Genomic DNA, 21,331 nt, shown 5'->3' with positions numbered 1-21,331 from the left:
GCATCAGCCGCTCCGAGGAAAACACCCTGACCGTCGAGTCGTCAAGCTTCCTCGTGGTCGATGAAGGGCCGGATGCGGCCTCGACACGCTGGCCCCATCCATCCCCTCAGGCCCCCACCCGACGCCTATCGCTCGGTGAGCGCTGCCTTGATGCGGTCGAGGTCGAGGGCGCGCCGACCGGTCTGGATCTGCAGGCATTCGCCGCTGAGAGGGCCGATGATGGAGCCGCCCGGATAGACGAGGGACGGCCATTCGCAGGCCTTGTCGCGGAACGCGATCCAGGCCCGCTGAGCGTCGCGCAGGGAGAGGTTGGCGCTCTCGCTCATCGCCGCGCCCAAATCCTTGTAGGTGCGGTTGAGGAGCGTATCCCAGGCCGCGATCTCGCGGGCGTAGCACCCGTTCATGCCCATGGTGGACGAGCCCGAACCGTCCGGCGCATCGATACAGGGTTGGGAGACACGCCCGATACAGGACAGGCGCGCGCCGTCGTCCTTGGCGGATCCGACGCAACGCTCGATCGTCGCCAGGTCGGACGAGGCCTGACGGCCCGTATCCGTCTGGGCGAGGGCGACTCCGCCCGACGATAGGGTGAGCATCGCCAAGGCGGCGATGCCGTTCGAGAATCCTCCGCGCATCGTGCGGGCTTCAGTTGAAGAGGGTGCCTACGCCGCCCTGCACACGTCCGAGACCCTGCTTGGCCACGGGATTGCCGGGCTCGAGCTGAGCGGCCCGCTGGTAGCTCTCCATCGCCTCCTTCTTGCGGTTCGACTTCTCGTAAGCGAGACCGCGATAGGCCCAGGAGGTGGCGTCCTTGTTGTTGACGTTGAGGGCCGCGTTGTAATCCTCGATCGCCTTGTCGAACTGGTTCGTGGCGATGAGGCTCTGGCCGCGCGCGGCGTAGGGCGCGGCGACGAAGGGATTGCGGTCGATGGCCGCGTCGAAATCGCCGATGGCCTGGGTGTTCTGGCCCTGGCGCTGACGGACGAGGCCGCGCGCATGGTAGGCCTCGGCCGATTCCGGCGTCAGGCGGATCGCCTGGTTGAGGTCGGAGGTGGCGCCGTCGAGATCGCCCTGGGCGCGCAGCACGTTGGCGCGGCCGATATAGGCCGGGCCGTAGCTCGGATCGGCGGAAATCGCCTTCGAGAAATCGGCCAATGCCGCGTCGTTGCGTCCGGTCTGGCGGTAGGCGAGGGCACGGTTGTTATAGGCCGAGGCCGAATTCGGATCGATCTGGACGGCTTTCGAGAAGTCACCGATGGCGTCGTTGAACTGGCCCGAACGGGCATAGGCCGCGCCGCGGGTGACATAGGCACCGGCATCGTTGGGATTGCGCTGGATCACCTCGGTGAGGGAGGCGATGTTGACGTTGGTGGCACCGGTGGAATCGGTTTCGACCACGGCGAACTGGCGCGTCGCCGCTGCCCCGCCACCGCCATAGGTCTCGCACCCGGCCAAAGCCGCCGCCATCGCCACGGCCCCGATCAGACCCGCCTTCGCGCGCGGCACTACAAACGTCATTGCCCCTCTCCCCTCGGGATCGCCATGCCCCCAAGGCACGCTCCCGTCCGCTGCTATTGATCGTCCCACCCGCCGTCGCGCCTCGAAGCGCTTCGGATGCGGGAAAGACGACGCGTGCCTGCACAATCCCGCGTCGCGGTGAACACGCGCTTAAATTCTGCCGGCTCACCCGCTGAAGCCGCGCGATGTGGCGAAGGTATGGCCCGTTTCCCTACGGCGCGGTGAAGGCGGTCCGGCGTGTCGCGGCAGGCTGAGAGTGTGTCCGGTAAGACGCAGTTTCGATGCTCTGACAGGTGGTCTCCAGCGTCGTAGGGGAGCAATCGAGCGGTAGACCTGAGACAGGCACCCGATGCCGGAGAACGAGGATTCGCGACGGGTTACCGTATCGTCCGCCAGGCCTCGATTGGGTGGCCAGGCAAGGACGAATGAACATTGCCCCCTTGCGCCCCTCGGGCTCCGGCTGGATGCCGCGCTCGGGACGTCATAGCGGACGAGATCGCGCGGGCCGCCCTCGAAGCGAGACGGCGCTGCACCGACCGGCATTTTTCAGCATTACAGTTGGTTATACAGAACAACGACAAACGAAGCATGGACGGACAAAGGTCGAGCGGGGTGAAGTGGCACTGACGGCCCTTGCTCTGCTCGACCTGGATCAGTTTGTGCCTGATCGCCCGTTAAAGCCTTTAGGCCCTAGCGCACCTTTATTTCCTGCTGGATATCCGTGATCGCCCGCTCCGAATGCTCGGCCAGGATACCTTTGACCGATACCGGTGTTGCCGCCCACGTGACCGCGGCCAGGAATACAACCGCCGCAATCGCGTAGGCAAAAGTCTCCATGATACCGAGCCAGCCCAATAGCAATGGCACGAGGCTGATGACCAATGCAGCCCCAACATTCTTCGATATATATAATATCGATACGAAACAAATTAACGCTAAAGCAAGCGGTTTGACGAATGCGACGATTGTCCGTTCCACGATTCAGCCCCTTGAACAACTGGTACTGGTTGGCGCGCTCATCGGAATGAGCCCTGAAACTCAGCTTTCAGCGGCCACACCAAGCCGTTACGACATTTTTTGTTAAATGTCTGTAAAATTCAATGTATTCCCATGCGAACAACCGGATCAACAAAAGCAAGTTCCCGGAACATTGCCCCGGCATACCGGTGCAAACATACCAATCCGCCTGCCTCGAACTGAACGCAAAGAATAAATATAAATAGATTCACGACATCATGTGCGAGTCAACCATGCGCGGTCGCTAGTGTCACGATTTCGAATAGCAATAATGCGAGTAAATATTCTTCAAGACTTAGTTGTGATGTAAAACCATTCCGAATAACCAAGAGATTCCATATTTTACTTTAGTTAGGATATAACTGCGTGGATTCTACGTTATTGTTGCACCAAAAGATTGAAAGTAATAAAATTGCACGCGCGCAGGTTCTTTAACGGAACCATTCAGCGGCCTTATTTGCTTCAGCTTTTTACTAATTTACCTAAAACTAGGCATGAATTCACCTTCGACTATAGCGAAAACGCGATTGCTATCGCACCAGTTCGCTTGACCGCAATTCAGATTGGCGAACGAATAGACTTTCCAGCCCAAGCCGCATCAACGAATAAATTAGCAATGAAATGCGATTTGACACAACAGGCGGTGAGATTACAATATACCGCCCACCGCATGTCAGCTATTATATGCCCATCACAATAAATTTGTTCGCATTTATCATATATTATATCAATCTTCACATATTAGCCTCCAAATTCTCAATTGATAGAAGGCAACAGAAAGATACCCGCACATAAAAACGCCACTTGAATACATAAATATGATATTTCACATCATATTTTGTATCATATAAATTCTCAATTGAGAGCATGAATACTAAATTATATAAATCAACACGTGCTATAGCCTCGTCTTTTCAGACAAGTTAGCAAATCGCTTCCTCCGCAATACAAGCCTCCAACGCCACGGATCAATCCACGGAAATTGTCTCTCCGTCCCAAAATACGGTAATTCAGAATACCCCTGGCGTATCGCTCACGATTCCTGCCAGCATGGTTCGAACGGCCTGCGAATTACTGCTTGCGTCGTCATATGCCGATGCGCCAGACGGAAACCAATTGCGCCATCAAGGGTTGTGCGACCGCATCGTTGTCACGCAATCGACTGCGCGCGCAGCATTCGAGAACCGGCATCCGCCCGACCGATTCTACGTGTGTCGTAGGTCGCGGATCGAATCGGACGTTCCCAGGAGTTCCCCGGTGCCTACCCCCTCGAAAGTACTGACGCTGGTTGAAACGACCGAAAACATCGAGCCTTCGCGCACTTTCGATTTCTGGCGGAATACCGCGCTGAAAAATCTCGGCAGAGTCGGCCGGTTAGATCCCCACGGAACGTTCTCGGCGAGCCGTCTGGCCGTTGTGTCCTCGCACACGACCTTGCTTCTGACGGAAAGCAGTCCAGTGAGCGTCGAGGGCGATCTTCGCCATATTCGGCAAGCCGGCCGTGACGACATCGTCGTCAGCTTCTTCCTCTCGGGACACGGTTATCTCGAACAGGGAAGCTGCGGTCACATCGTGGGTGTCGGTGATATCGGTTTCATCAGGCTCGACCGCCCTTTCGCCGTTGGCGCTCTGACGCCGTATCGGGAGTTACGCTTCAGCGTCCCCCGGTTGGAGTTCGAAGCACAGGTCGGAAGCGCCGATGGCTTGGTCGGCCGCCGTATCCGGGCGAGCCCGTCGACGGAATTACTGATGACGTACATGCACAGTGTCGCGCAATCCGCGACGGGCATGTCGGACGCCGAGGCGGGACTTGCGGTCAAGGGTGCTCTCCACATCGTCCGTGCGCTCGTGAGAGATCGCGACGAGGACAGTGAGGGACAAGCGTCTTCCGACGTGCTGAGATCGCTCGCGCGCGTGCATATCGAACGTTATTCGCATGACCCATCGTATGGGCCCGAGGCCATGGCCGCGGCGCTCAACGTCTCCCGGTCCAAACTCTACCGCGCGTTTGCGGAGGTCGAGGGTATCGCCGCCGAGATCCGCGATGCCCGCCTGGATCGCGTCCGTCGCTGGCTCGAATCACCGGCCAACGATTGCTCATCCATAAAAACCCTCATGCATGCCTGTGGCTTCACCGATGCGCCCACTTTCAGCAAGGCGTTCAGGCGGCGGTTCGACATGTCGGCGAAGGATGTGCATGCCCTTCGAAGCGATCGATGTTCCGCATCGGCGCGATTGCCGTAAGGACGTCTGCCATGACCGGATGCGGCCGCTCGGCGGCCTTGCATCACGGTCGCAAAATCGGGACCGGCTTCAAGAGGGCGGACGACCGGGTATGATCGCCGCTCCTACACAACCGGGATCACCCGCGTGACATGGCCCATCTTGCGGCCCGGCCGGGCGTCACCCTTGCCGTAGAGGTGCAGATGCGCGCCGGGTTCGGCGAGGAGAGAGTGCCAGGCGTCGATATCGTCGCCGATCAGGTTCTGCATCTCGACGGAGGCCCCGGCTACGCGCGAGGCATCGCCCAGGGGCCAGCCGCAGACGGCGCGCACATGCTGGGCGAATTGCGATGTCACCGCGCCCTCGATGGTCCAATGTCCGGAATTGTGCACCCGCGGCGCGATCTCGTTGACGATCAGGTGCTCGCCCGCCTCGTCTCGCACCAGGAACATCTCGACGGCGAGGATCCCGACATAGTCCAAAGCCTCGGCGATCCTACGGGCGATCTCCACCGCTTTCCGGGCGGTCTCCTCCGACAGGTTCGGTGCGGGCACGCGTGTGAGCGCCAGGATGTGGTCGCGGTGCTCGTTCTCGCACAGGTCGAAGGCGGCGAAGCTTCCATCGGGGGAACGGGCCGCCACCACCGAGACCTCGCGCTCGAACGGCACGAACCCTTCGAGGATGAGCGGCGCGCCGCCGAACTCGGCGAAAATCGCGTTCCGGTCGCCCTCTTCGGCGGTGCGGATGATGCGCTGGCCTTTGCCGTCATAGCCGAAGCGGCGGGTCTTCAGCACCGCCGGCAAGCCGATCGCCTCCAAGGCGCGGGCGAGGTCGTCCGGCGCGTCGATCTGCCGGAACGGCGCGGTGGCGATGCCGAGGCCGTTGATGAAGCTCTTCTCGGACAACCTGTCCTGAGTCGTGGAGAGGGCGTCGGCGCTGGGGCGGAGGGGCGCGTGGCGCGCCAGCAGGTCGGCGGTCTCCCGCGGGATGTTCTCGAACTCGTAGGTCACGACGTCGACGCTCGCCGCGAAGCGGGCGAGGGCGTCGGAATCGTCATAGGCCGCGCAGGTCGTCTCGGCCGCGACATCGAAGGCCGGGCTCGTCGCATCGGGGGCGTAGACATGGACCTTCAGGCCGTAATTGGCCGCGGCCAGCGCGATCATGCGGCCGAGCTGGCCGCCGCCGATGATGCCGAGGGTGGAACCGGGCGTGAGGGACATGTCGGTCACGGAATCTGTGTCTCCGGCCTCTCGGCCACGGATGCGGTCTGCGCGGCTCGCCACGCATCGAGGCGCTCGGCGAGGGCGGTATCGGTCAGGGCCAGGACGGCGGCGGCGAGGAGGGCCGCGTTGACGGCACCGGCCCGGCCGATGGCGAGGGTGCCCACGGGAATGCCGGCCGGCATCTGCACGATCGAGAGCAGGCTGTCCTGGCCGGACAGGGCCTTCGATTCCACCGGCACGCCGAAGACCGGCAGCGAGGTCATGGCGGCGGTCATGCCGGGGAGATGCGCGGCCCCGCCGGCGCCGGCGATCACGACCTTGTAGCCCGCCTGCTTCGCACCCTTGGCGAAGGCGACGAGCCGGTCCGGCGTGCGATGGGCGGAGACGATGAACGCCTCGTGCGGCACGCGAAGGGCATCGAGGGTATCGGCGGCGTGCTGCATGGTTGCCCAGTCGGACTGGCTTCCCATGATGATCGCGACCGGGGGCGCTCCCGCCATCGTCGTCACTTCCTTCCCGAGACGATCGCGGCCGCCTGGTCGTGCTTGGCCTGGTTCAGGCCATGTCTTCGTGGCGGCGCGATCCCGGGAAGCGATCCTGCACCCGGACCGTGCCGCATACGCGGGCGGGCGACCGCCCGCAAGACGGTGCCCGAGCCAATCCTGTGCTCAAGGCAAACCGGTTCCACAGCGCTCTCCGCCGACGTGGATGCAGGCTCGGCGAAAAAGAGCGCGGCAGAACGAAGGCCTGAAGATGTGCCCCGACCCGACGTGGTCGGGCGCAGCTCTAGGCGATGATGTCGGGCGTGATCTGGTCTTCCAGATAGGAGATCCGGTCGCGCAGGCCGAGTTTGCGGCGCTTCAGGCGCTGGATCTGCAACTGGTCGCCGGCGACGCTCAGTTCCAAGGCGTCGATGGCCCCGTCGAGGTCGCGGTGCTCCTGGCGGAGCCGCGCCAGCTCTTCGACGAACTCAGCCGTCCCGTCATCCTCGAACTCACCCGCCATCGCACCTGCAGCCCCGACACGCCCCTCGTTGAAACCATGCGGCACACACGCCCCTGCGGCAAGGCGGTGGCCGCAATTCGCTCTGGAAGATGCTTCTTCCATCGCAGCGGGCTTCGCCGGGCACGATTAACTAATGTTGCCCAACACCCGAATCCGGTTTCGACAGCCGGCTCATACTATGCCAATCTACCTGAGTCGGAACGAGACAGGAGAAACGACTCATGTCGCTGCAGACGCATTTGAGCCAACTCGCCCTCAAGCACGAAGCCCTCGAGCGGGAACTTCATTCCGCGATTCAAAGCCCGTCTGAGAACGATTTACGGATCGCAGAATTGAAGCGACGCAAACTTCACCTCAAGGACGAGATCAATCGGCTTCGTGCCGCGACCGACTCGGTGCATTAGAGCCCGTTCCAAGCCGTTTCGTAATTTCCAGAACGACGCCGCCGCGCTCCACAGCGCGGCGGCTTTCGTTTGTGGTGGTGTCGGCCGTGTCGCCTTGGGCGCGGCTTGAGCTACAATCTCCGATCAAGCCGGCATCCTTCGACCGGCCATCCGGGGACGAACCGCCATGGACGCTGCCGCGACACCTCCCGAATCGGCTGAAGCACCGGACGCATACGGCCCGGTCCATGCCGCCTCCCTCGCCGACCCCGAAGGTTTCTGGCTCAAGGCCGCCGATGCGCTCGACTGGGACAGGGCACCGGCCCGCGCCTTCGATCCCGAGGCCGGCGCCTATGGACGCTGGTTTCCCGACGCGACGCTGAACGCCTGCCACAACGCCGTCGACCGCCATGTGGCTAAGGGACGGGGCGAGCAGGCGGCGATCCTGTACGATTCCCCCGTCACCGGAACGAAGCGGACGATCAGCTACGCGGCCCTGCGCGACGAAGTGGCGACGCTCGCCGGCATCCTCTCGCTGCTCGGCGTGGAGAAGGGCGACCGGGTCGTCATCTACATGCCGATGATTCCCGAAGCCCTGTTCGGGATGCTGGCCTGCGCACGTCTCGGCGCGGTCCATTCCGTGGTGTTCGGCGGTTTCGCCGCCAACGAACTCGCGATCCGCATCGCCGACGCCGCCCCGAAGGTGGTGCTGGCCGCCTCCTGCGGCATCGAGCCGAGCCGGGTCGTGCCCTACAAGCCGCTTCTGGACGCGGCCATCGCGGCCTCGCCGCACAAGCCCGCGGCCTGCCTCATCCTGCAGCGCCCCCAAGCCGAAGCGGGATTGGTGGAGGGACGCGACCGCGACTGGGCCGAGACGGTCTCCCGCGCGAAGGCCGCCGGGATCAACGCCGATTGCGTCCCCGTCGCGGGGACCGACCCGCTCTACATCCTCTATACCTCGGGCACGACGGGCAAACCCAAGGGCGTGGTGCGGGATACCGGCGGGTATTGCGTGGCACTCTCCTGGTCGATGCCCAACCTCTACGACGTGAAGCCCGGCGAGGTGTATTTCTGCGCCTCCGATATCGGCTGGGTGGTGGGCCATTCCTACATCGTCTACGCCCCGCTGCTGCATGGCTGCACCACCGTCCTCTACGAAGGCAAGCCGGTGGGGACACCCGATGCCGGGGCGCTTTGGCGGGTGGCTGCGGAATACGGCGTCGCCTGCCTGTTCACGGCACCGACGGCCCTACGAGCGATCAAGAAGGACGACCCGCGCGCCGAACTCGTCGCCTCCTACGACCTGTCCGGCTTCCGCTCCCTGTTCCTCGCCGGCGAGCGGGCCGACCCGGATTCGGTCGCCTGGGCCGAGCGGGCCCTCGACCGGCCGGTGATCGACCATTGGTGGCAGACCGAGACCGGCTGGGCCATCGCCGGCAATCCGGTGGGGATCGGCATGCTGCCGGTGAAGCATGGCAGTGCCTGCGTGCCGATGCCGGGCTACGATCTCGCCGTCCTCGACGAAGCCGGCAAGCCGCTGCCGCCCGACACGATGGGCACGATCGCCCTGCGGCTTCCCCTGCCGCCCGGCTGCCTGCCGACCCTGTGGGGCTCGGACGAGCGCTTCCGCCAGAGCTACCTCACCACCTATCCCGGCTGGTACGACACGTCGGATGCCGGGATCGTCGACGGGGACGGTTACGTCACCGTGCTCGGGCGCACCGACGACATCATCAACGTCGCCGGGCACCGGCTCTCCACCGGCGGGATGGAGGCAGTTCTGGCCGCCCATCCCGATGTCGCCGAATGTGCCGTCATCGGCATTCGCGACGCGCTGAAGGGCGAACAGCCCTGCGGCTTCGTGGTGCTGAAATCCGGCGTCTCCCGCGACACCGCCGAGATCGAGCGCGAACTCGTCGCCTCCATCCGCGAGCGCATCGGCCCCGTGGCGGCGTTCAAGCTCGCGCTCACCGTGGCACGGCTACCCAAGACCCGCTCGGGCAAGATCCTGCGCGGCACCATGAAGAAGATCGCCGACGGCGAAGCCTGGACCACCCCGCCGACCATCGACGACGCCGCCGTGCTGGACGAGATCGGTGAGAGCTTGAAGGGGAGGGGGATCGGGGGGTGAGCGTTCCCTTGCCTGGACTGATGAAGCTTCAGCGGAACCCGATGCGGGGCCAGTCGAAGAAGGAGCGCAGCGTCAGGCTCCCAGCGACGAGGGGAGCCGCTGAAGCTGCACGCCCTGCGCTGACAGCTTTTGGATTCACCCATCTGCTCGATGGCTGTTCCTCTCTCAAAGAGATGGTGACGTGAGGCGCGACGGGCTCCCTCTCCTGGAAGGCAGGGCGATCGCATATGCTAATTTGCTTGTCAGAAACCCGCTGGCACCACCCCGTCATCCCGGGTCCGCGTAGCGGAGCCCGGGATCCAGAAACACAAGTGGTGCAGGACTTTACACTCTCAGCGGCTCTAGATTGCACGCCTCTGGCGCGGCCCTCCGGGTCCGGGCTCGCCTGTGGCGACCCGGAATGACGGTGTGGTGTCATATGCGATCACCCTGCCTGGAAGGAGAGGGGACCCGAGCGGCCCGCGAGATGTGGGAGTATCGCAGACGGAGACGCTTTGGGCGTTCGGGAAACACAGATGTGGCCCGTCCATCCCTGGCGCGGGGGAGACAGGTGCTCCATCTAGGCTGTCAGCCAAAACCGGAGCCCGCACATGACCGCACGCCTGTTCGAGCCTCTGTCCCTCGATGGCCTGACGCTGCCCAACCGCATCATCGTCGCCCCCATGTGCCAGTATTCGGCCCATGCGGGCCAAGCGGGCGATTGGCACCTGATGCATCTGGGGCAGCTCGCCATGTCGGGCGCGGGCCTGCTGACCCTGGAGGCCACCGCGGTCTCACCGGAGGCGCGCATCTCTCCCACGGATCTCGGCCTCTACTCGGACGAGACCGAGCTGGCGCTGGGCCGGGTGCTCGATGCGGTGCGGCTCCGTGCGCCGATCCCCATCGCGATCCAGATCAACCATGCCGGCCGCAAGGCCTCGAGCCGCGCCCCCTGGGACGGCGGCTCGCAGATCGAGCCGGAGATGCCGGACGGCTGGCGCACCGAGGCGCCCTCGGCTGTTCCCCATGGCGACGGTGAGGTGCCGCCCCATGCCCTCGACGCGGAGGGGCTGAAGCGCATCCGCGACGGGTTCGTGGAGACGGCGAAGCGCGCCCTGCGCATCGGGATCGACGGGTTCGAACTCCACGGCGCCCATGGCTACCTGCTGCACCAGTTCCTCTCGCCGCTCTCCAACAGCCGTACGGATGCCTATGGCGGCAGCCTCGCGAACCGCATGCGCTTTCCGCTGGAATGTTTCGAGGCGGTGCGCGAGGTCGTGCCGGCGGGCAAGCCGGTCTGGATGCGGGTCTCGGCCACCGATTGGGTCGAGGGCGGCTGGTCTCTCGACGAGACGGTAGAACTCGCCCATGCGCTGAAGCGGCGCGGTTCGGCGGCGATCCACGTCTCCACCGGGGGCCTCTCGACGCGCCAGGAGATCCCGCTCTCGCCCGGCTATCAGGTTCCCTTCGCCGAGCGGGTGAAGGCCGAGACCGGACTCACCACGATCGCGGTTGGCCTCATCACCGAGGCGGCCCATGCGGAATCGATCCTGGCCGAGGGCAAGGCCGATGCGGTCTCGCTCGCCCGCGCCATGCTGTACGATCCGCGCTGGCCGTGGCATGCGGCGGCCGAGCTCGGCGCCCAGGTGAGTGCGCCCAAGCAGTACTGGCGCTGCCAGCCGCGCCAGTTCAAGACCCTGTTCCGCGATACCCAGTTCGGGCAACGCTGACCCGATTTCAGGCAAAGACCATGGACGACGACATCACGACGATCACGGTGCAGCGCGTCCGCTACGACGAGGAGAACGGCATCAGCCTGATCTCCGGCGCGGATGACGAGGAGGAGCCGGCCGGCTACTTCATCATCCAGATCGAGAAGGGCGACCCGGACGGGCCGCTCATCGAGATTTTCGGAGAGGATCTCACCCAGTCCGACGGGGTGACGGCTTTGGAGATCGGCGTGCGCCACCTGCTCTTCAGCTTCGAGCCGACGAGCCTCATCGGGGCGGAGATGCCGATGGTGCGGATCGAATCGATGACGGAGATCGCCGAACTCGCCAAGGCGCGGCTCAGGGTCGCCTTCGGCAAGCGGGCTCGGCTGGCCTGATCCGGCCGCCCTATTTCGCCACCGCCCCCACCAGCGGCCCCAGCGGCCGGCTGATGTCGGAGCGGTTGATGCCCGGCGCGTAGAGGCTGGACACGCTGCCGTCGAGGAACAGCGCGTTGGCGCAGCCGAGCGTGTCCTTGAACAGGCGGGCGAAGGAACCGAAGGTCACGGGGCGCTCCGAGATGGCGAAGATCGCCGTGCGGCCGTCGTCGCGGACGCCGACGCCGTTGCGGATCTTCTGGCTCGGCCCGTCGGTGGAGATCTTCGGATGGATCTTGCCGTCGATCACCAGCATCGGCCCCGATTGGGTGGCGAAATCCGGCTTGATCTTCTGGCGCAGGTAGCGGGCCGTGTCGGCGACGCCGGCGCGCTCGCCCTTCACGTAGAAGATGCCATTGGGCTTGAGGTGAAAGTTGCCCGGCCCGTTGGCGGTGGAGACGCCCTTCATCTCGCGGCCCTCTTCCACATAGAGGCCGACCGGCGCCTGGCCCTTGTCGTACATGCCGCCATTCATGGCGAAGCTGAGCTTCGGCCCGATCTTCTCGCCCAGGGTCGAGAGCGACGAATAAGGCAGGCCGTCGGTGCCGAGCCAGAACACCCGGACCCGCTCGCGGCGCAGATCCACCGTACAGATCGTGAAGGTCTCGCCCTCCGACTGCACCGCCTTACACGGAGAGGCTGTGGTCGGCGCGGCCCCGGCGGGCAGGGAAGCGAGTCCGGCCACGCCCGCGAGGAGCATGGCTCCGGCAAAGGCTCGGGCAACAGCACGGGCAAGGTTGGATCGCGTTGACGTCATCGGTGAATCCCGGGGCGAACGAACCGTCCGCCGTCCCATGCGGACGGCGTGGCGCGGGGTGTCCTCGCCCGAAACCGGAGGCGTTTTCAAGGCGTGACGGTCGCCCGTCTCACCGAGCTGTGATCGGCGCGGCCGGTGCGGGACAAAATGCGCCATGAACTCTTTGCGGAGCCGGGGCGTTCTGCAACCACTGGGGACAAGAACCTGTCTTTGGAGACAAGACGATGAAACGCATTGTTCTGGCAGCGACCGCGATGGTCGGCGCTCTGGCGATGATCCCGGCGACGGCGGAAGCCCGTGGCTGGGGCGGCCATGGCGGCGGATTCGGCCATGGTGGCGGGTTTGGCCATGGCGGCTTCGGACGCGGTGGATTCGCCCATGGCGGCTTCGGCCGCGGTGGGTTCGGTCACGGTGGCTTCGGCGGCTATCGCGGCGGCTTCCGGAGCGCGGGCTTCGGCTATCGCGGCGGCTGGGGTGGGCATCGCGGCTACGGCTGGCGAGGCGGTTACGGTCGTGGCTACGGCTACGGCCTCGGCGGTCTCGGCCTCGGTGTGGGCCTCGGCCTCGCCGCTGGCGGGCTCTATGGCGGCTACGGTGGCTATGGCGGATACCCGGCCTACGGGTATGGTTACGCCCCGGCCGCTTATGGCGGATACGGCGGTTACGGTGGCGAATGCTACACCGTCCCGCGCACCCGCTGGACTCCCTACGGACCTCGCCGGGTCCTGGTCGAGCGCTGCTACTGAGCCGGTCTCGTTCGAGATGACTTCAATAGGAAAGGGACCGCCTCGGCGGTCCCTTTTTCGTTGCCCCCTCGGCCAACCCATACGCTATCGCCGGCCTCGCTCGTCCTTGCGCATCGGCATGGCATCGATAGTGGAAAACAGGCGGGGGGCCGGGATCGGGGCGGCTTCGACGAGCTTCGCATCGCCGTCCTTGCCCACCAGCACGACACGGAAGTCCCGCTCCCCAATCCCGAAGCGGTTGCGGATGCTTTTGGCCTCGGCGCCTGTCCCGATCGCCTCCACCACGACGAGGTCGCGCTCCGCGTAATCCGCCCGTCGCGCCCGCGCCTCGCGTCTCTGCTCCTCGATTCGCGGATCTTCACCGTCCGGAGCGACGATGACCAGAACGCGCGATGTCCAGCGATGGGCGGCGAGGGGATCTTCGGCGAGTGCCTGCGACGCAAGGCCGGACATGGCAGCGATACTGGCGAGGAGAAGCGGGCGGGCCATCCGGGTATACCGATCGAGGTGACGGGCATGTGCCCATGGGCGTCAACGCCGCTCGGCGCGGGCGGTGCCGCAACGCGCAACCGGAACACCCGAGCCAGATCGGCCTTGTCGAAATGTCCCTCGATTCCCGCACGCCCGTTCAGCGGATTCGTCATCACAACCGGAGCGTCAGATCATGGTCGCCGTGAACCGCAGCATCGTCCTCGCCTCCCGTCCGCACGGAGAGCCGACCGCCGCGCATTTCCGGCTCGAGGAGAGCCGCACACCGACGCCGGGGGAGGGGGAAGTGCTGCTCCGCAACCGCCTCCTCTCCCTCGATCCCTACATGCGCGGACGGATGAGCGCGGCGAAATCTTATGCCGAGCCTGTCGCCATCGGCGCGCCCATGGTCGGGGCCACCGTGTCGGAGGTGGTGGCCTCGCGGCATCCGGATTTCCACGAGGGCGACGTAGTGACCGCCTTCGGGGGCTGGCAGGATTTCGCGGTCACCAAGGGACAGGGGCTGCGCAAGCTCGATCCCGCGGCGGCGCCGGTCAGCACGGCGCTCGGCGTCCTCGGGATGCCGGGCATGACCGCCTATACCGGCCTCCTCACCATCGGGCAGCCGAAGGCGGGCGAGACCGTCGTGGTCGCCGCCGCTGCCGGGCCGGTAGGCTCCCTCGTCGGTCAGATCGCCAAGCTGAAGGGCGCGCGCGCCGTCGGCATCGCGGGCGGTCCTGAGAAATGCGCCTACCTCACCGACGTGCTCGGCTTCGACGCGGCGGTCGATCACCGCACCGACGACCTGCCCGGCGCGCTTGCCGCCGCCTGCCCCGACGGAATCGACGTGTATTTCGAGAATGTCGGCGGCGCGGTGTTCGACGCCGTACTGCCGCTCCTCAACGACTTCGCCCGCATTCCGGTCTGCGGCCTCGTCTCGGGCTACAACCTCACCGAATTGCCACCGGGGCCGGACCGCAGCCCCGTCATCATGCGCGCCATCCTGACCAAGCGCCTGACCCTGCGCGGCTTCATCGTGTGGGATTTCGCCGACCAGGAAGAGGAGTTCCTGAGTGAGGTCGGCACCTGGCTGAGAGAAGGGCGCATCCAGCATCGGGAAGACATCGTCGACGGACTGGAGGCGGCGCCGGAGGCCTTCATCGGGCTGCTGAAGGGCCGGAATTTCGGCAAGATGCTGGTGCGGATCGCGTGACCAGCAAGTGCGCGATCCTTGCGCGCCAAAACGAACAAAGATAGAACATCGACCTGTGATCGATGGGGACAAATTCGCCCTCCCGATTGCGGGCCGCCTGTCCGAAGTTCATGAAGGGCGAACGGGACGGACGGCGTGTGAGGCCCTTCCGTCAGTGAGATCGATCGAGAGGAGAGCGGCATGGCCGGCAGCGTCAACAAGGTGATTTTGGTGGGCAATCTCGGGCGCGACCCCGAGACCCGGCGCCTCGCCTCCGGCGATCCCGTGGTCAACCTGCGCATCGCCACGTCCGAATCCTGGAAGGACAAAGCGTCGGGCGAGCGCAAGGAGAAGACCGAGTGGCACTCGGTGGTGATCTACAACGAGAACCTCGCCCGCGTGGCCGAGCAGTACCTGCGCAAGGGCTCGAAGGTCTATATCGAGGGCCAGCTCCAGACCCGGAAATGGGCGGACCAGTCCGGCGTCGAGAAATACACCACCGAGGTGGTGCTCCAGCGCTTCCGTGGTGAACTCACGCTCCTCGACGGCCGTAGCGGCGGCGGAGAAATGGGCGCCGACGACGAGGGCGGCGGCCAGATCAGCCGCGGCGGCGATTACGGCGGCGGCCGTGGCGGGGATCGCGGGGGAGACCGGGGTGGCGATCGCGGCGGGGAATACGGCGGCGGCCGTTCCTCGGGCGGCGAGCGTCGGCCGGCGGCGGCTTCGTCGAAGCCCAATTACGACCTCGACGACGATATCCCGTTCTAGGGATCTGCCGTTCCCGTCCTCGGCATCCGACGGACGGGACGCATTACGAGAGTCACACATCTCGCGAGCAGCGCGGGTCCCCTCTCCTGGAAGGAGAGGGACAGGGTGAGGTGTGTGACCTTTTCGAAGATGGACCACACCTCGCCCAACCCTCTCCTTACAGGCAGGGCGATCGCATATGACACCACGCCGTCATTCCGGGTCGCCAAAGGCGAGCCCGGAATCCAGAGCCGCCGAAAGTGTAAAGTCCTGCACCACTTGTGTTTCTGGATCCCGGGCTCCGCTGCGCGGACCCGGGATGACGGGGTGGTGTCACCGAGTTTCTGACAGGCGAATCGGCATATGCGATGGCCCTGCCTGGAAGGAGAGGGAGCACGTCGCGCCTCATATCGCCTCCTCATGAACAGGGGGGAACAGGCGTCGAGGAGATGGGTGACTCCAGCAGCCGCTGACCGAGCAGACCGGCGGGTGCCCGATCAGGGGGTAAGCATCAGGCGTCGGGTTGCGACGGCCCGAGCCGCGCCATCTCCGATGCGACCTCCAGCAGGGTCTCCCCGGTCAGATCCGGTACCTCGAGGGCCGGTGAGTACGGCACGCCACGAGCGACATAGCCTGTCATGAGGCCGGCGATCCTGGCGCCGTGGAGGTCCCAAGGGTGGATCGCGATCATTGCCATCTCGCCCGGAGCGATGCCGGCGGCCCGCGCGGCGTGGCGGTAGACCTCGGCGCGCGGCTTCGACAGCTTCACCTCCTCAATGGAGAAAACCCGCTCGACGAGCCCCTCCATACCTGCCGCAGCGAGCAATCCCCTCGTGGTCGCGGCTGCGCCGTTGCTCAGCGCGAAGACCCGGATGCCGTCATCGGCCAGAACCTCGAATGCCGCCTTGGCGTCCTCGTGCGGCGGAAGGGCCTTCATCATGCCGAGCAAAGCCGTCTTGTCCTCCGGCGAGGCGGAGAGGCCGTGCATGGCGAGCACCTCGTCCAGGCACCCCGACAGCACGGACTGGAACGGCGCGAAGGTGCCTGTCGCCGCCAGGGCGAACATGTCCCGCAGGCCGGCGGTGTAGAGGAAGTCCAAGGCGAGGGGCGGCAAGCCCATTGCCACCAGGGCGGGCCGCATCGGCTCCATGCTGAACACGGTGCCGATGATGTCGAAAGCGACGGCTTTCGGGCGAACGAGCATGACTTTGCCCCTGTCGATGGATGCGGCGGGATCGATGGCGTCGGGTAACCGGCCCAGCGGTCTGTGAGTTCACACGAACCGTGCCTTCGTGCTTCCATGGGCTCGATCGAGCAGGGGAGGCGAATCGATGCGCGTCATGGTTCTGGTCAAGGCGACCGCGGACAGCGAAGCGGGGATCATGCCGTCCCTCGACCTGCTCACCGCCATGGGCGAGTTCAACATGGAACTCGCCAAGGCGGGCATCCTCCTCGCCGGCGAGGGCCTGCACCCCTCCGCCAAGGGCAAGCGTGTCGCCTTCGACGGTGCCTCCCGCACCGTCAGCGACGGCCCCTTCGCCGCGACCGGGGAACTGGTCGCCGGCTTCTGGCTCTGGCAGGTGAAGGACATGGAGGAAGCGCTGGACTGGGTGAAGCGCTGTCCCAACCCGATGCCCGGCCCGAGCGAGATCGAGATCCGGCCGCTCTACGAGATGTCCGATTTCGCGGGCGCTGCGGCGGGGTGAGGGGCACGACGGTCCGACCCCACCATTCTAGGCGACCTCGCGGCACTCCGACATGGGCCCCGGATCGGGTTCGGCCGAGCCTCCACCCATCCGGGGAAGAGGCCGGGAAACAACCGGTGCTCATTCGCTGAAATCGGCGTTGCAAGCGCTTGCGACGCATGGGGTTTGTCGATGTCGTCGCGACATGTCCGGCGGTGGCGCAGCGGCACCGGATGGCGTATGAAGGACGTCCGAGCCAGGACGTGACGCGGCCGGCCTTTTCGAGGCCACGCGGAACGCCCCGCCCCCCACTTTCCGTAGCGCCCGTCGCTCCACGCGGACCCGGCCCGCCGGGACCGTCACAGGCAGAGATCGAAGACCTTGGCAGAGAAAGACGATACCGGCGCCGGCGCGACGCCGCCCGCCTCGGACATCAAGCCCGTTTCCATCACCGACGAGATGCGCCGCTCCTATCTCGATTATGCGATGAGCGTGATCGTGAGCCGGGCGCTGCCCGATGCGCGGGACGGCCTGAAGCCGGTGCACCGGCGCATCCTCTACTCGGCCTATGAGAGCGGGCACCTGCCCGAGCGGAAATACGTCAAGTCGGCCCGCATCGTCGGCGACGTGATCGGTCTCTACCATCCGCATGGCGACCAATCGATCTACGACGCCTTGGTCCGCATGGCCCAGGACTTCTCGATGCGGCTCATGCTCATCGACGGGCAGGGCAATTTCGGCTCCGTGGACGGCGATCCGCCGGCGGCCATGCGCTACACCGAGTCGCGTCTGGCCAAGCCCGCCAACGCGCTGCTCGCCGATATCGACAAGAACACCGTCGACTTCCAGCCGAACTACGACGAGTCGCGAGAGGAGCCGAAGGTTCTGCCCGCGCGCTTCCCCAACCTCCTCGTCAACGGAGCGGGCGGCATCGCGGTGGGCATGGCCACCAACATCCCGCCGCACAATCTCGGCGAGCTCATCGACGCCTGTATCGCCCTCATCGACGAGCCGGGCCTCACCATCGAGCAGCTGACCGAATACGTCCCCGGCCCCGACTTCCCCACCGGCGGCTCGATCCTCGGCCGCGCCGGCGTGCGGCAGGCTTACGCCACGGGCCGCGGCTCGGTCATCATGCGGGCGAAGTCCCATGTGGAAGAGCTTCGCAAGGAGCGCGAGGCGCTGATCTTCACCGAGATCCCGTATCAGGTGAACAAGGCGACTCTCATGGAGAAGATCGCCGAGCTGGTGAAGGAGAAGCGGGTCGAGGGCATCTCCGACCTGCGCGACGAATCCGACCGCGACGGCATGCGCATCGTCATCGAGATCAAGCGCGATTCGATGGCCGACGTGGTGCTGAACCAGCTCTACCGCTTCACGCCGCTGCAATCCTCGTTCGGCTGCAACATGGTGGCGCTGAACGGCGGCCGCCCCGAATTGATGAACCTGAAGGACCTGCTCACGGCCTTCGTCGATTTTCGCGAAGAAGTCGTGTCCCGTAGGACCAAGTTCCTGCTCGGCAAGGCCCGCGAGCGCGCCCACGTCCTGTGCGGCCTCGCCATCGCGGTGGCCAATATCGACGAGGTCATCCGCCTCATCCGCACCTCGCCCGATCCGAACACCGCCCGCGAGGCGCTGATGGGCCGCCATTGGCCGGCCCTCGACATCGCGCCGCTCATCGCCCTGGTGGACGACCCGCGCCACCGCGTGGACGAGAACGGCAATTACCGCCTGTCGGAGATCCAGGCCCGCGCCATCCTCGACCTGCGCCTGCAGCGCCTCACGGCCCTCGGCCGCGACGAGATCGGCGACGAGCTCCAGAAGCTCGCCGACGAGATCGCCGACTACCTCGACATCCTGCGCTCGCGCCTGCGCATCATGACGATCGTCAAGGACGAGCTGCGCGAAGTCCGCGAAGCCTACGCGACACCGCGCAAGACCATGATCCTCGACTGGGATTCGAACGTCGAGGACGAGGACCTGATCCAGCGCGAGGACATGGTCGTCACCGTGTCCCATGCCGGCTACGTCAAGCGCGTGCCGCTCTCGACCTACCGGGCCCAGCGCAGGGGCGGCAAGGGCCGCTCGGGCATGTCCACCCGCGACGAGGATTTCGTCACCCGCCTGTTCGTGGCCAGCACGCACACGCCGGTCCTGTTCTTCTCGAACCAGGGGCAGGTCTACAAAGAGAAGGTCTGGCGCCTGCCGATGGCCGCGCCCAACGCGCGCGGCAAGGCGCTGGTCAACATCCTCGCCATGGATGCGGGCACGGAGCGCATCACCACGATCATGCCGCTGCCGGAGGACGAAGCCTCCTGGGAGACGCTCGACGTCATGTTCGCCACCGCCAGCGGCGGCGTGAGGCGCAACAAGCTCTCGGACTTCGTGCAGGTGAACCGCGCCGGCAAGATCGCCATGAAGCTCGATGAGGGCGACCACATCGTCCACGTGGAGATCTGCCGCGCCGACCAGAACGTCCTGCTCACCACGCAAGCCGGCCAGTGCATCCGCTTCCCGGTGGAGGATGTGCGCGTCTTCAAGGGCCGCGATTCCACCGGCGTGCGCGGCATCAGCCTGGCGCAGGACGACCGCGTCATCTCGATGACGATCCTCAACAGCTTCGAGGCGACGCCCGAGGAGCGGGGCGCCTTCCTGAAGATGCAGCGGGCCGTGATCGGCGACACCGAGGGCGGCGATGCCGATTCCGAGGACATCGCCACCGATGCGCCGCTTCTCTCCCAGGAGCGTTACGCCGAAATGGGCGCGGCCCAGCAATTCGTGCTCACCCTCTCCGAGCGCGGCTTCGGCAAGCGCAGCTCGTCCTTCGAGTATCGAATCTCGGGTCGCGGCGGCAAAGGCATCACCGCCATGCGGGTCAACCCGCGCAACGGCAACCTCGTCGCCTCCTTCCCGGTCCAGCCCTCGGACCAGATCATGCTGGTGACCAATGCCGGACAACTCATCCGTGTGCCGGTGGACGATATCCGTATCGTCGGCCGCGCCTCGCAGGGTGTCACGGTGTTCAACACCGAGAAGACCGAGCGCGTGGTCTCCGTCGAGCATATCGAAGGTGAAGGCGAAGGTGAGGACGATGCCGGAGAGGTGACGGCAATCGATCCCGCAGGCGACGCCACCTGAAGACGGCCCTGTTCAGGCCGGTCTGGAATCGTTCGAGACCAGTCTGAACATTGTCGCGGGGAATGCCGGTCGAGTCGCAAGACTTGGCCGGCATTCTCGTTTCGGTCACTGATCTTCGGTGTTGCAGCCAAGTCATATCCGGCGCCGCGATGCACCGATAAGTTCAGCCTCAGAGAGATATCGCTCCACGATCCGCGCCGGACCGAACGAGACGTTTGGCGCAGCGTGGAGTTGCGAAAAGGCTCTGACGTTCCGGCACTTCGCTTGGCGAATCCATAAGCCGGACGTCGTCGACCAGACTTCGAAGACCGAAACTTCGGGCGGGCGCTCCATCGGGGCATCCGCCCTTTTTCGTGCGTCGGTCCCTAGCCGGGAGGATTCGCCATCGGGCCGGGATGGTCGCGGGCGGTTCCGTTTCGAGGCGAAATGCTCTACGCCCACCGGTGATGATCCGCACCGCGCTCTACGCTGGCTCTTTCGATCCGGTCACGAACGGACACCTCGACGTCATCCGTCAGGCATGCCGGCTCGTGCAGCACCTGGTGATCGCCATCGGCGTGCATCCGGGCAAGGCCCCCATGTTCTCGCCTGAGGAACGCGCGGATCTGCTGCGGGCGACCTGCGCCCCCCTGGCGGAGGCCGAAGGCGCCAGCCTCGACATCGTCACGTTCGACGATCTGGCGGTGTCGGCCGCACGGCGCTCGGGCGCCAGTATCTTCATCCGCGGCCTGCGCGACGGCACGGATCTCGACTACGAGATGCAGCTCGCCGGCATGAACGGCGCCATGGCGCCGGAGGTGCAGACCGTGTTCCTGCCCGCCTCCACCGGCGTCCGGCCGATCACCGCCACCCTGGTTCGCCAGATCGCGGCCATGGGCGGCGATGTCTCGCCCTTCGTTCCTCCCCTCGTGGCGGAACGGCTCGCCGCGCGCTTCACGCAAGCCTGATCCCTTCCATCCACCTCTTTCAACGG

21 protein-coding genes are annotated in these 21,331 nt (G+C 65.3%); 12 read left to right on the top strand and 9 right to left on the bottom strand.

Translation table 11 applies throughout. The features are described from left to right. Positions 1-125: 125 nt before the first annotated feature. From ACYQR9_RS20325 to ACYQR9_RS20315, 3 genes are all read right to left on the bottom strand, one after another. A complete protein-coding gene (locus ACYQR9_RS20325; protein WP_207411370.1) occupies positions 126-635 on the bottom strand; it encodes a lysozyme inhibitor LprI family protein in 510 nt (169 codons plus the stop codon). Positions 636-645: 10 nt separating this feature from the next. Beyond that, positions 646-1,518: a tetratricopeptide repeat protein gene (locus ACYQR9_RS20320; protein ID WP_056433639.1), complete on the bottom strand. Its 873-nt coding sequence runs from the start codon at positions 1,516-1,518 to the stop codon at positions 646-648. A 690-nt stretch (positions 1,519-2,208) separates the two neighbouring features. Then, positions 2,209-2,400, bottom strand: a complete 192-nt coding sequence (locus ACYQR9_RS20315; protein ID WP_210348270.1) for a hypothetical protein — start codon at positions 2,398-2,400, stop codon at positions 2,209-2,211. Here ACYQR9_RS20315 and ACYQR9_RS20310 point away from each other — a divergent pair. Both ACYQR9_RS20310 and ACYQR9_RS20305 read left to right on the top strand, forming a co-directional pair. Then, positions 2,393-2,602 carry a hypothetical protein gene (locus ACYQR9_RS20310; protein WP_461227830.1) on the top strand — a complete coding sequence of 70 codons (210 nt, stop codon included), beginning with the start codon at positions 2,393-2,395 and terminating at the stop codon, positions 2,600-2,602. The two genes, ACYQR9_RS20315 and ACYQR9_RS20310, sit on opposite strands and share 8 nt — an antisense overlap. A gap of 1,190 nt (positions 2,603-3,792) precedes the next feature. After that, positions 3,793-4,779, top strand: coding sequence for a helix-turn-helix domain-containing protein (locus ACYQR9_RS20305; RefSeq protein ID WP_461227829.1), 987 nt, complete (start codon positions 3,793-3,795; stop codon positions 4,777-4,779). Between the two features lie 104 nt (positions 4,780-4,883). Here ACYQR9_RS20305 and ACYQR9_RS20300 read toward each other — a convergent pair whose 3' ends face one another. The 3 genes from ACYQR9_RS20300 to ACYQR9_RS20290 form a co-directional block, all read right to left on the bottom strand. Continuing rightward, positions 4,884-5,987 (bottom strand): 5-(carboxyamino)imidazole ribonucleotide synthase, encoded by a 1,104-nt coding sequence (locus ACYQR9_RS20300; RefSeq protein ID WP_348646098.1) that lies wholly within the window; start codon positions 5,985-5,987, stop codon positions 4,884-4,886. Further along, positions 5,984-6,481, bottom strand: a complete 498-nt coding sequence (purE, locus tag ACYQR9_RS20295; protein WP_207411372.1) for a 5-(carboxyamino)imidazole ribonucleotide mutase — start codon at positions 6,479-6,481, stop codon at positions 5,984-5,986. Before purE ends, ACYQR9_RS20300 begins: the two co-directional genes overlap by 4 nt. A 286-nt stretch (positions 6,482-6,767) precedes the next feature. Beyond that, entirely contained in the window at positions 6,768-6,986 is a 219-nt protein-coding gene (locus ACYQR9_RS20290) for a YdcH family protein (protein ID WP_056433634.1), read from the bottom strand. Positions 6,987-7,207: 221 nt separating this feature from the next. On the opposite strand from ACYQR9_RS20290, the gene ACYQR9_RS20285 reads away from it, so the two are divergent. The 4 genes from ACYQR9_RS20285 to ACYQR9_RS20270 all read left to right on the top strand — a co-directional run bounded on the left by ACYQR9_RS20285 (position 7,208) and on the right by ACYQR9_RS20270 (position 11,586). Beyond that, entirely contained in the window at positions 7,208-7,390 is a 183-nt protein-coding gene (locus ACYQR9_RS20285; protein WP_056433631.1) for a YdcH family protein, read from the top strand. 166 nt (positions 7,391-7,556) lie between these two features. Beyond that, entirely contained in the window at positions 7,557-9,500 is a 1,944-nt protein-coding gene (locus tag ACYQR9_RS20280; protein ID WP_461227828.1) for a propionyl-CoA synthetase, read from the top strand. Positions 9,501-10,090: 590 nt separating this feature from the next. Beyond that, positions 10,091-11,209, top strand: a complete 1,119-nt coding sequence (locus ACYQR9_RS20275) for an NADH:flavin oxidoreductase/NADH oxidase (RefSeq protein ID WP_461227827.1) — start codon at positions 10,091-10,093, stop codon at positions 11,207-11,209. Between the two features lie 20 nt (positions 11,210-11,229). Beyond that, complete coding sequence (locus ACYQR9_RS20270) at positions 11,230-11,586, top strand: hypothetical protein (protein WP_018043001.1); 357 nt, start codon at positions 11,230-11,232, stop codon at positions 11,584-11,586. A 10-nt stretch (positions 11,587-11,596) separates the two neighbouring features. Here ACYQR9_RS20270 and ACYQR9_RS20265 read toward each other — a convergent pair whose 3' ends face one another. Further along, positions 11,597-12,325 (bottom strand): phosphodiester glycosidase family protein, encoded by a 729-nt coding sequence (locus ACYQR9_RS20265; RefSeq protein ID WP_461229854.1) that lies wholly within the window; start codon positions 12,323-12,325, stop codon positions 11,597-11,599. Positions 12,326-12,606: 281 nt separating this feature from the next. Here ACYQR9_RS20265 and ACYQR9_RS20260 point away from each other — a divergent pair, with 281 nt between their 5' ends. Beyond that, entirely contained in the window at positions 12,607-13,128 is a 522-nt protein-coding gene (locus ACYQR9_RS20260; RefSeq protein ID WP_056433616.1) for a hypothetical protein, read from the top strand. An 84-nt stretch (positions 13,129-13,212) separates the two neighbouring features. Here ACYQR9_RS20260 and ACYQR9_RS20255 read toward each other — a convergent pair whose 3' ends face one another. After that, the gene (locus tag ACYQR9_RS20255) at positions 13,213-13,617 is read right to left on the bottom strand and encodes a DUF4174 domain-containing protein (protein ID WP_461227826.1); all 405 of its coding nucleotides are present in this window, start codon (positions 13,615-13,617) and stop codon (positions 13,213-13,215) included. 175 nt (positions 13,618-13,792) lie between these two features. On the opposite strand from ACYQR9_RS20255, the gene ACYQR9_RS20250 reads away from it, so the two are divergent. After that, the gene (locus ACYQR9_RS20250; protein WP_461227825.1) at positions 13,793-14,809 is read left to right on the top strand and encodes an NADP-dependent oxidoreductase; all 1,017 of its coding nucleotides are present in this window, start codon (positions 13,793-13,795) and stop codon (positions 14,807-14,809) included. 180 nt (positions 14,810-14,989) lie between these two features. Beyond that, the gene (gene ssb, locus ACYQR9_RS20245; RefSeq protein ID WP_207411376.1) at positions 14,990-15,556 is read left to right on the top strand and encodes a single-stranded DNA-binding protein; all 567 of its coding nucleotides are present in this window, start codon (positions 14,990-14,992) and stop codon (positions 15,554-15,556) included. Between the two features lie 490 nt (positions 15,557-16,046). Here ssb and ACYQR9_RS20240 read toward each other — a convergent pair whose 3' ends face one another. After that, positions 16,047-16,739 (bottom strand): HAD-IA family hydrolase, encoded by a 693-nt coding sequence (locus tag ACYQR9_RS20240; protein ID WP_461227824.1) that lies wholly within the window; start codon positions 16,737-16,739, stop codon positions 16,047-16,049. Positions 16,740-16,866: 127 nt separating this feature from the next. Here ACYQR9_RS20240 and ACYQR9_RS20235 point away from each other — a divergent pair, with 127 nt between their 5' ends. The 3 genes from ACYQR9_RS20235 (at position 16,867) to coaD (ending at position 21,305) form a co-directional block, all read left to right on the top strand. Then, on the top strand, positions 16,867-17,241 hold the full coding sequence (locus tag ACYQR9_RS20235; protein ID WP_419952075.1) for a YciI family protein: 375 nt from the start codon (positions 16,867-16,869) through the stop codon (positions 17,239-17,241). A gap of 360 nt (positions 17,242-17,601) precedes the next feature. After that, positions 17,602-20,358, top strand: a complete 2,757-nt coding sequence (gene gyrA / locus ACYQR9_RS20230; protein ID WP_461227822.1) for a DNA gyrase subunit A — start codon at positions 17,602-17,604, stop codon at positions 20,356-20,358. Between the two features lie 446 nt (positions 20,359-20,804). Beyond that, positions 20,805-21,305 carry a pantetheine-phosphate adenylyltransferase gene (coaD, locus tag ACYQR9_RS20225; RefSeq protein ID WP_056433597.1) on the top strand — a complete coding sequence of 167 codons (501 nt, stop codon included), beginning with the start codon at positions 20,805-20,807 and terminating at the stop codon, positions 21,303-21,305. The last annotated feature ends 26 nt before the right edge of the window (positions 21,306-21,331 follow it).

The organism is Methylobacterium sp. CM6241 (assembly GCF_054817845.1).
The sequence above is the reverse complement of the archived record's forward strand: the minus strand, read 5'-3'. Positions and strand labels throughout refer to the sequence as shown.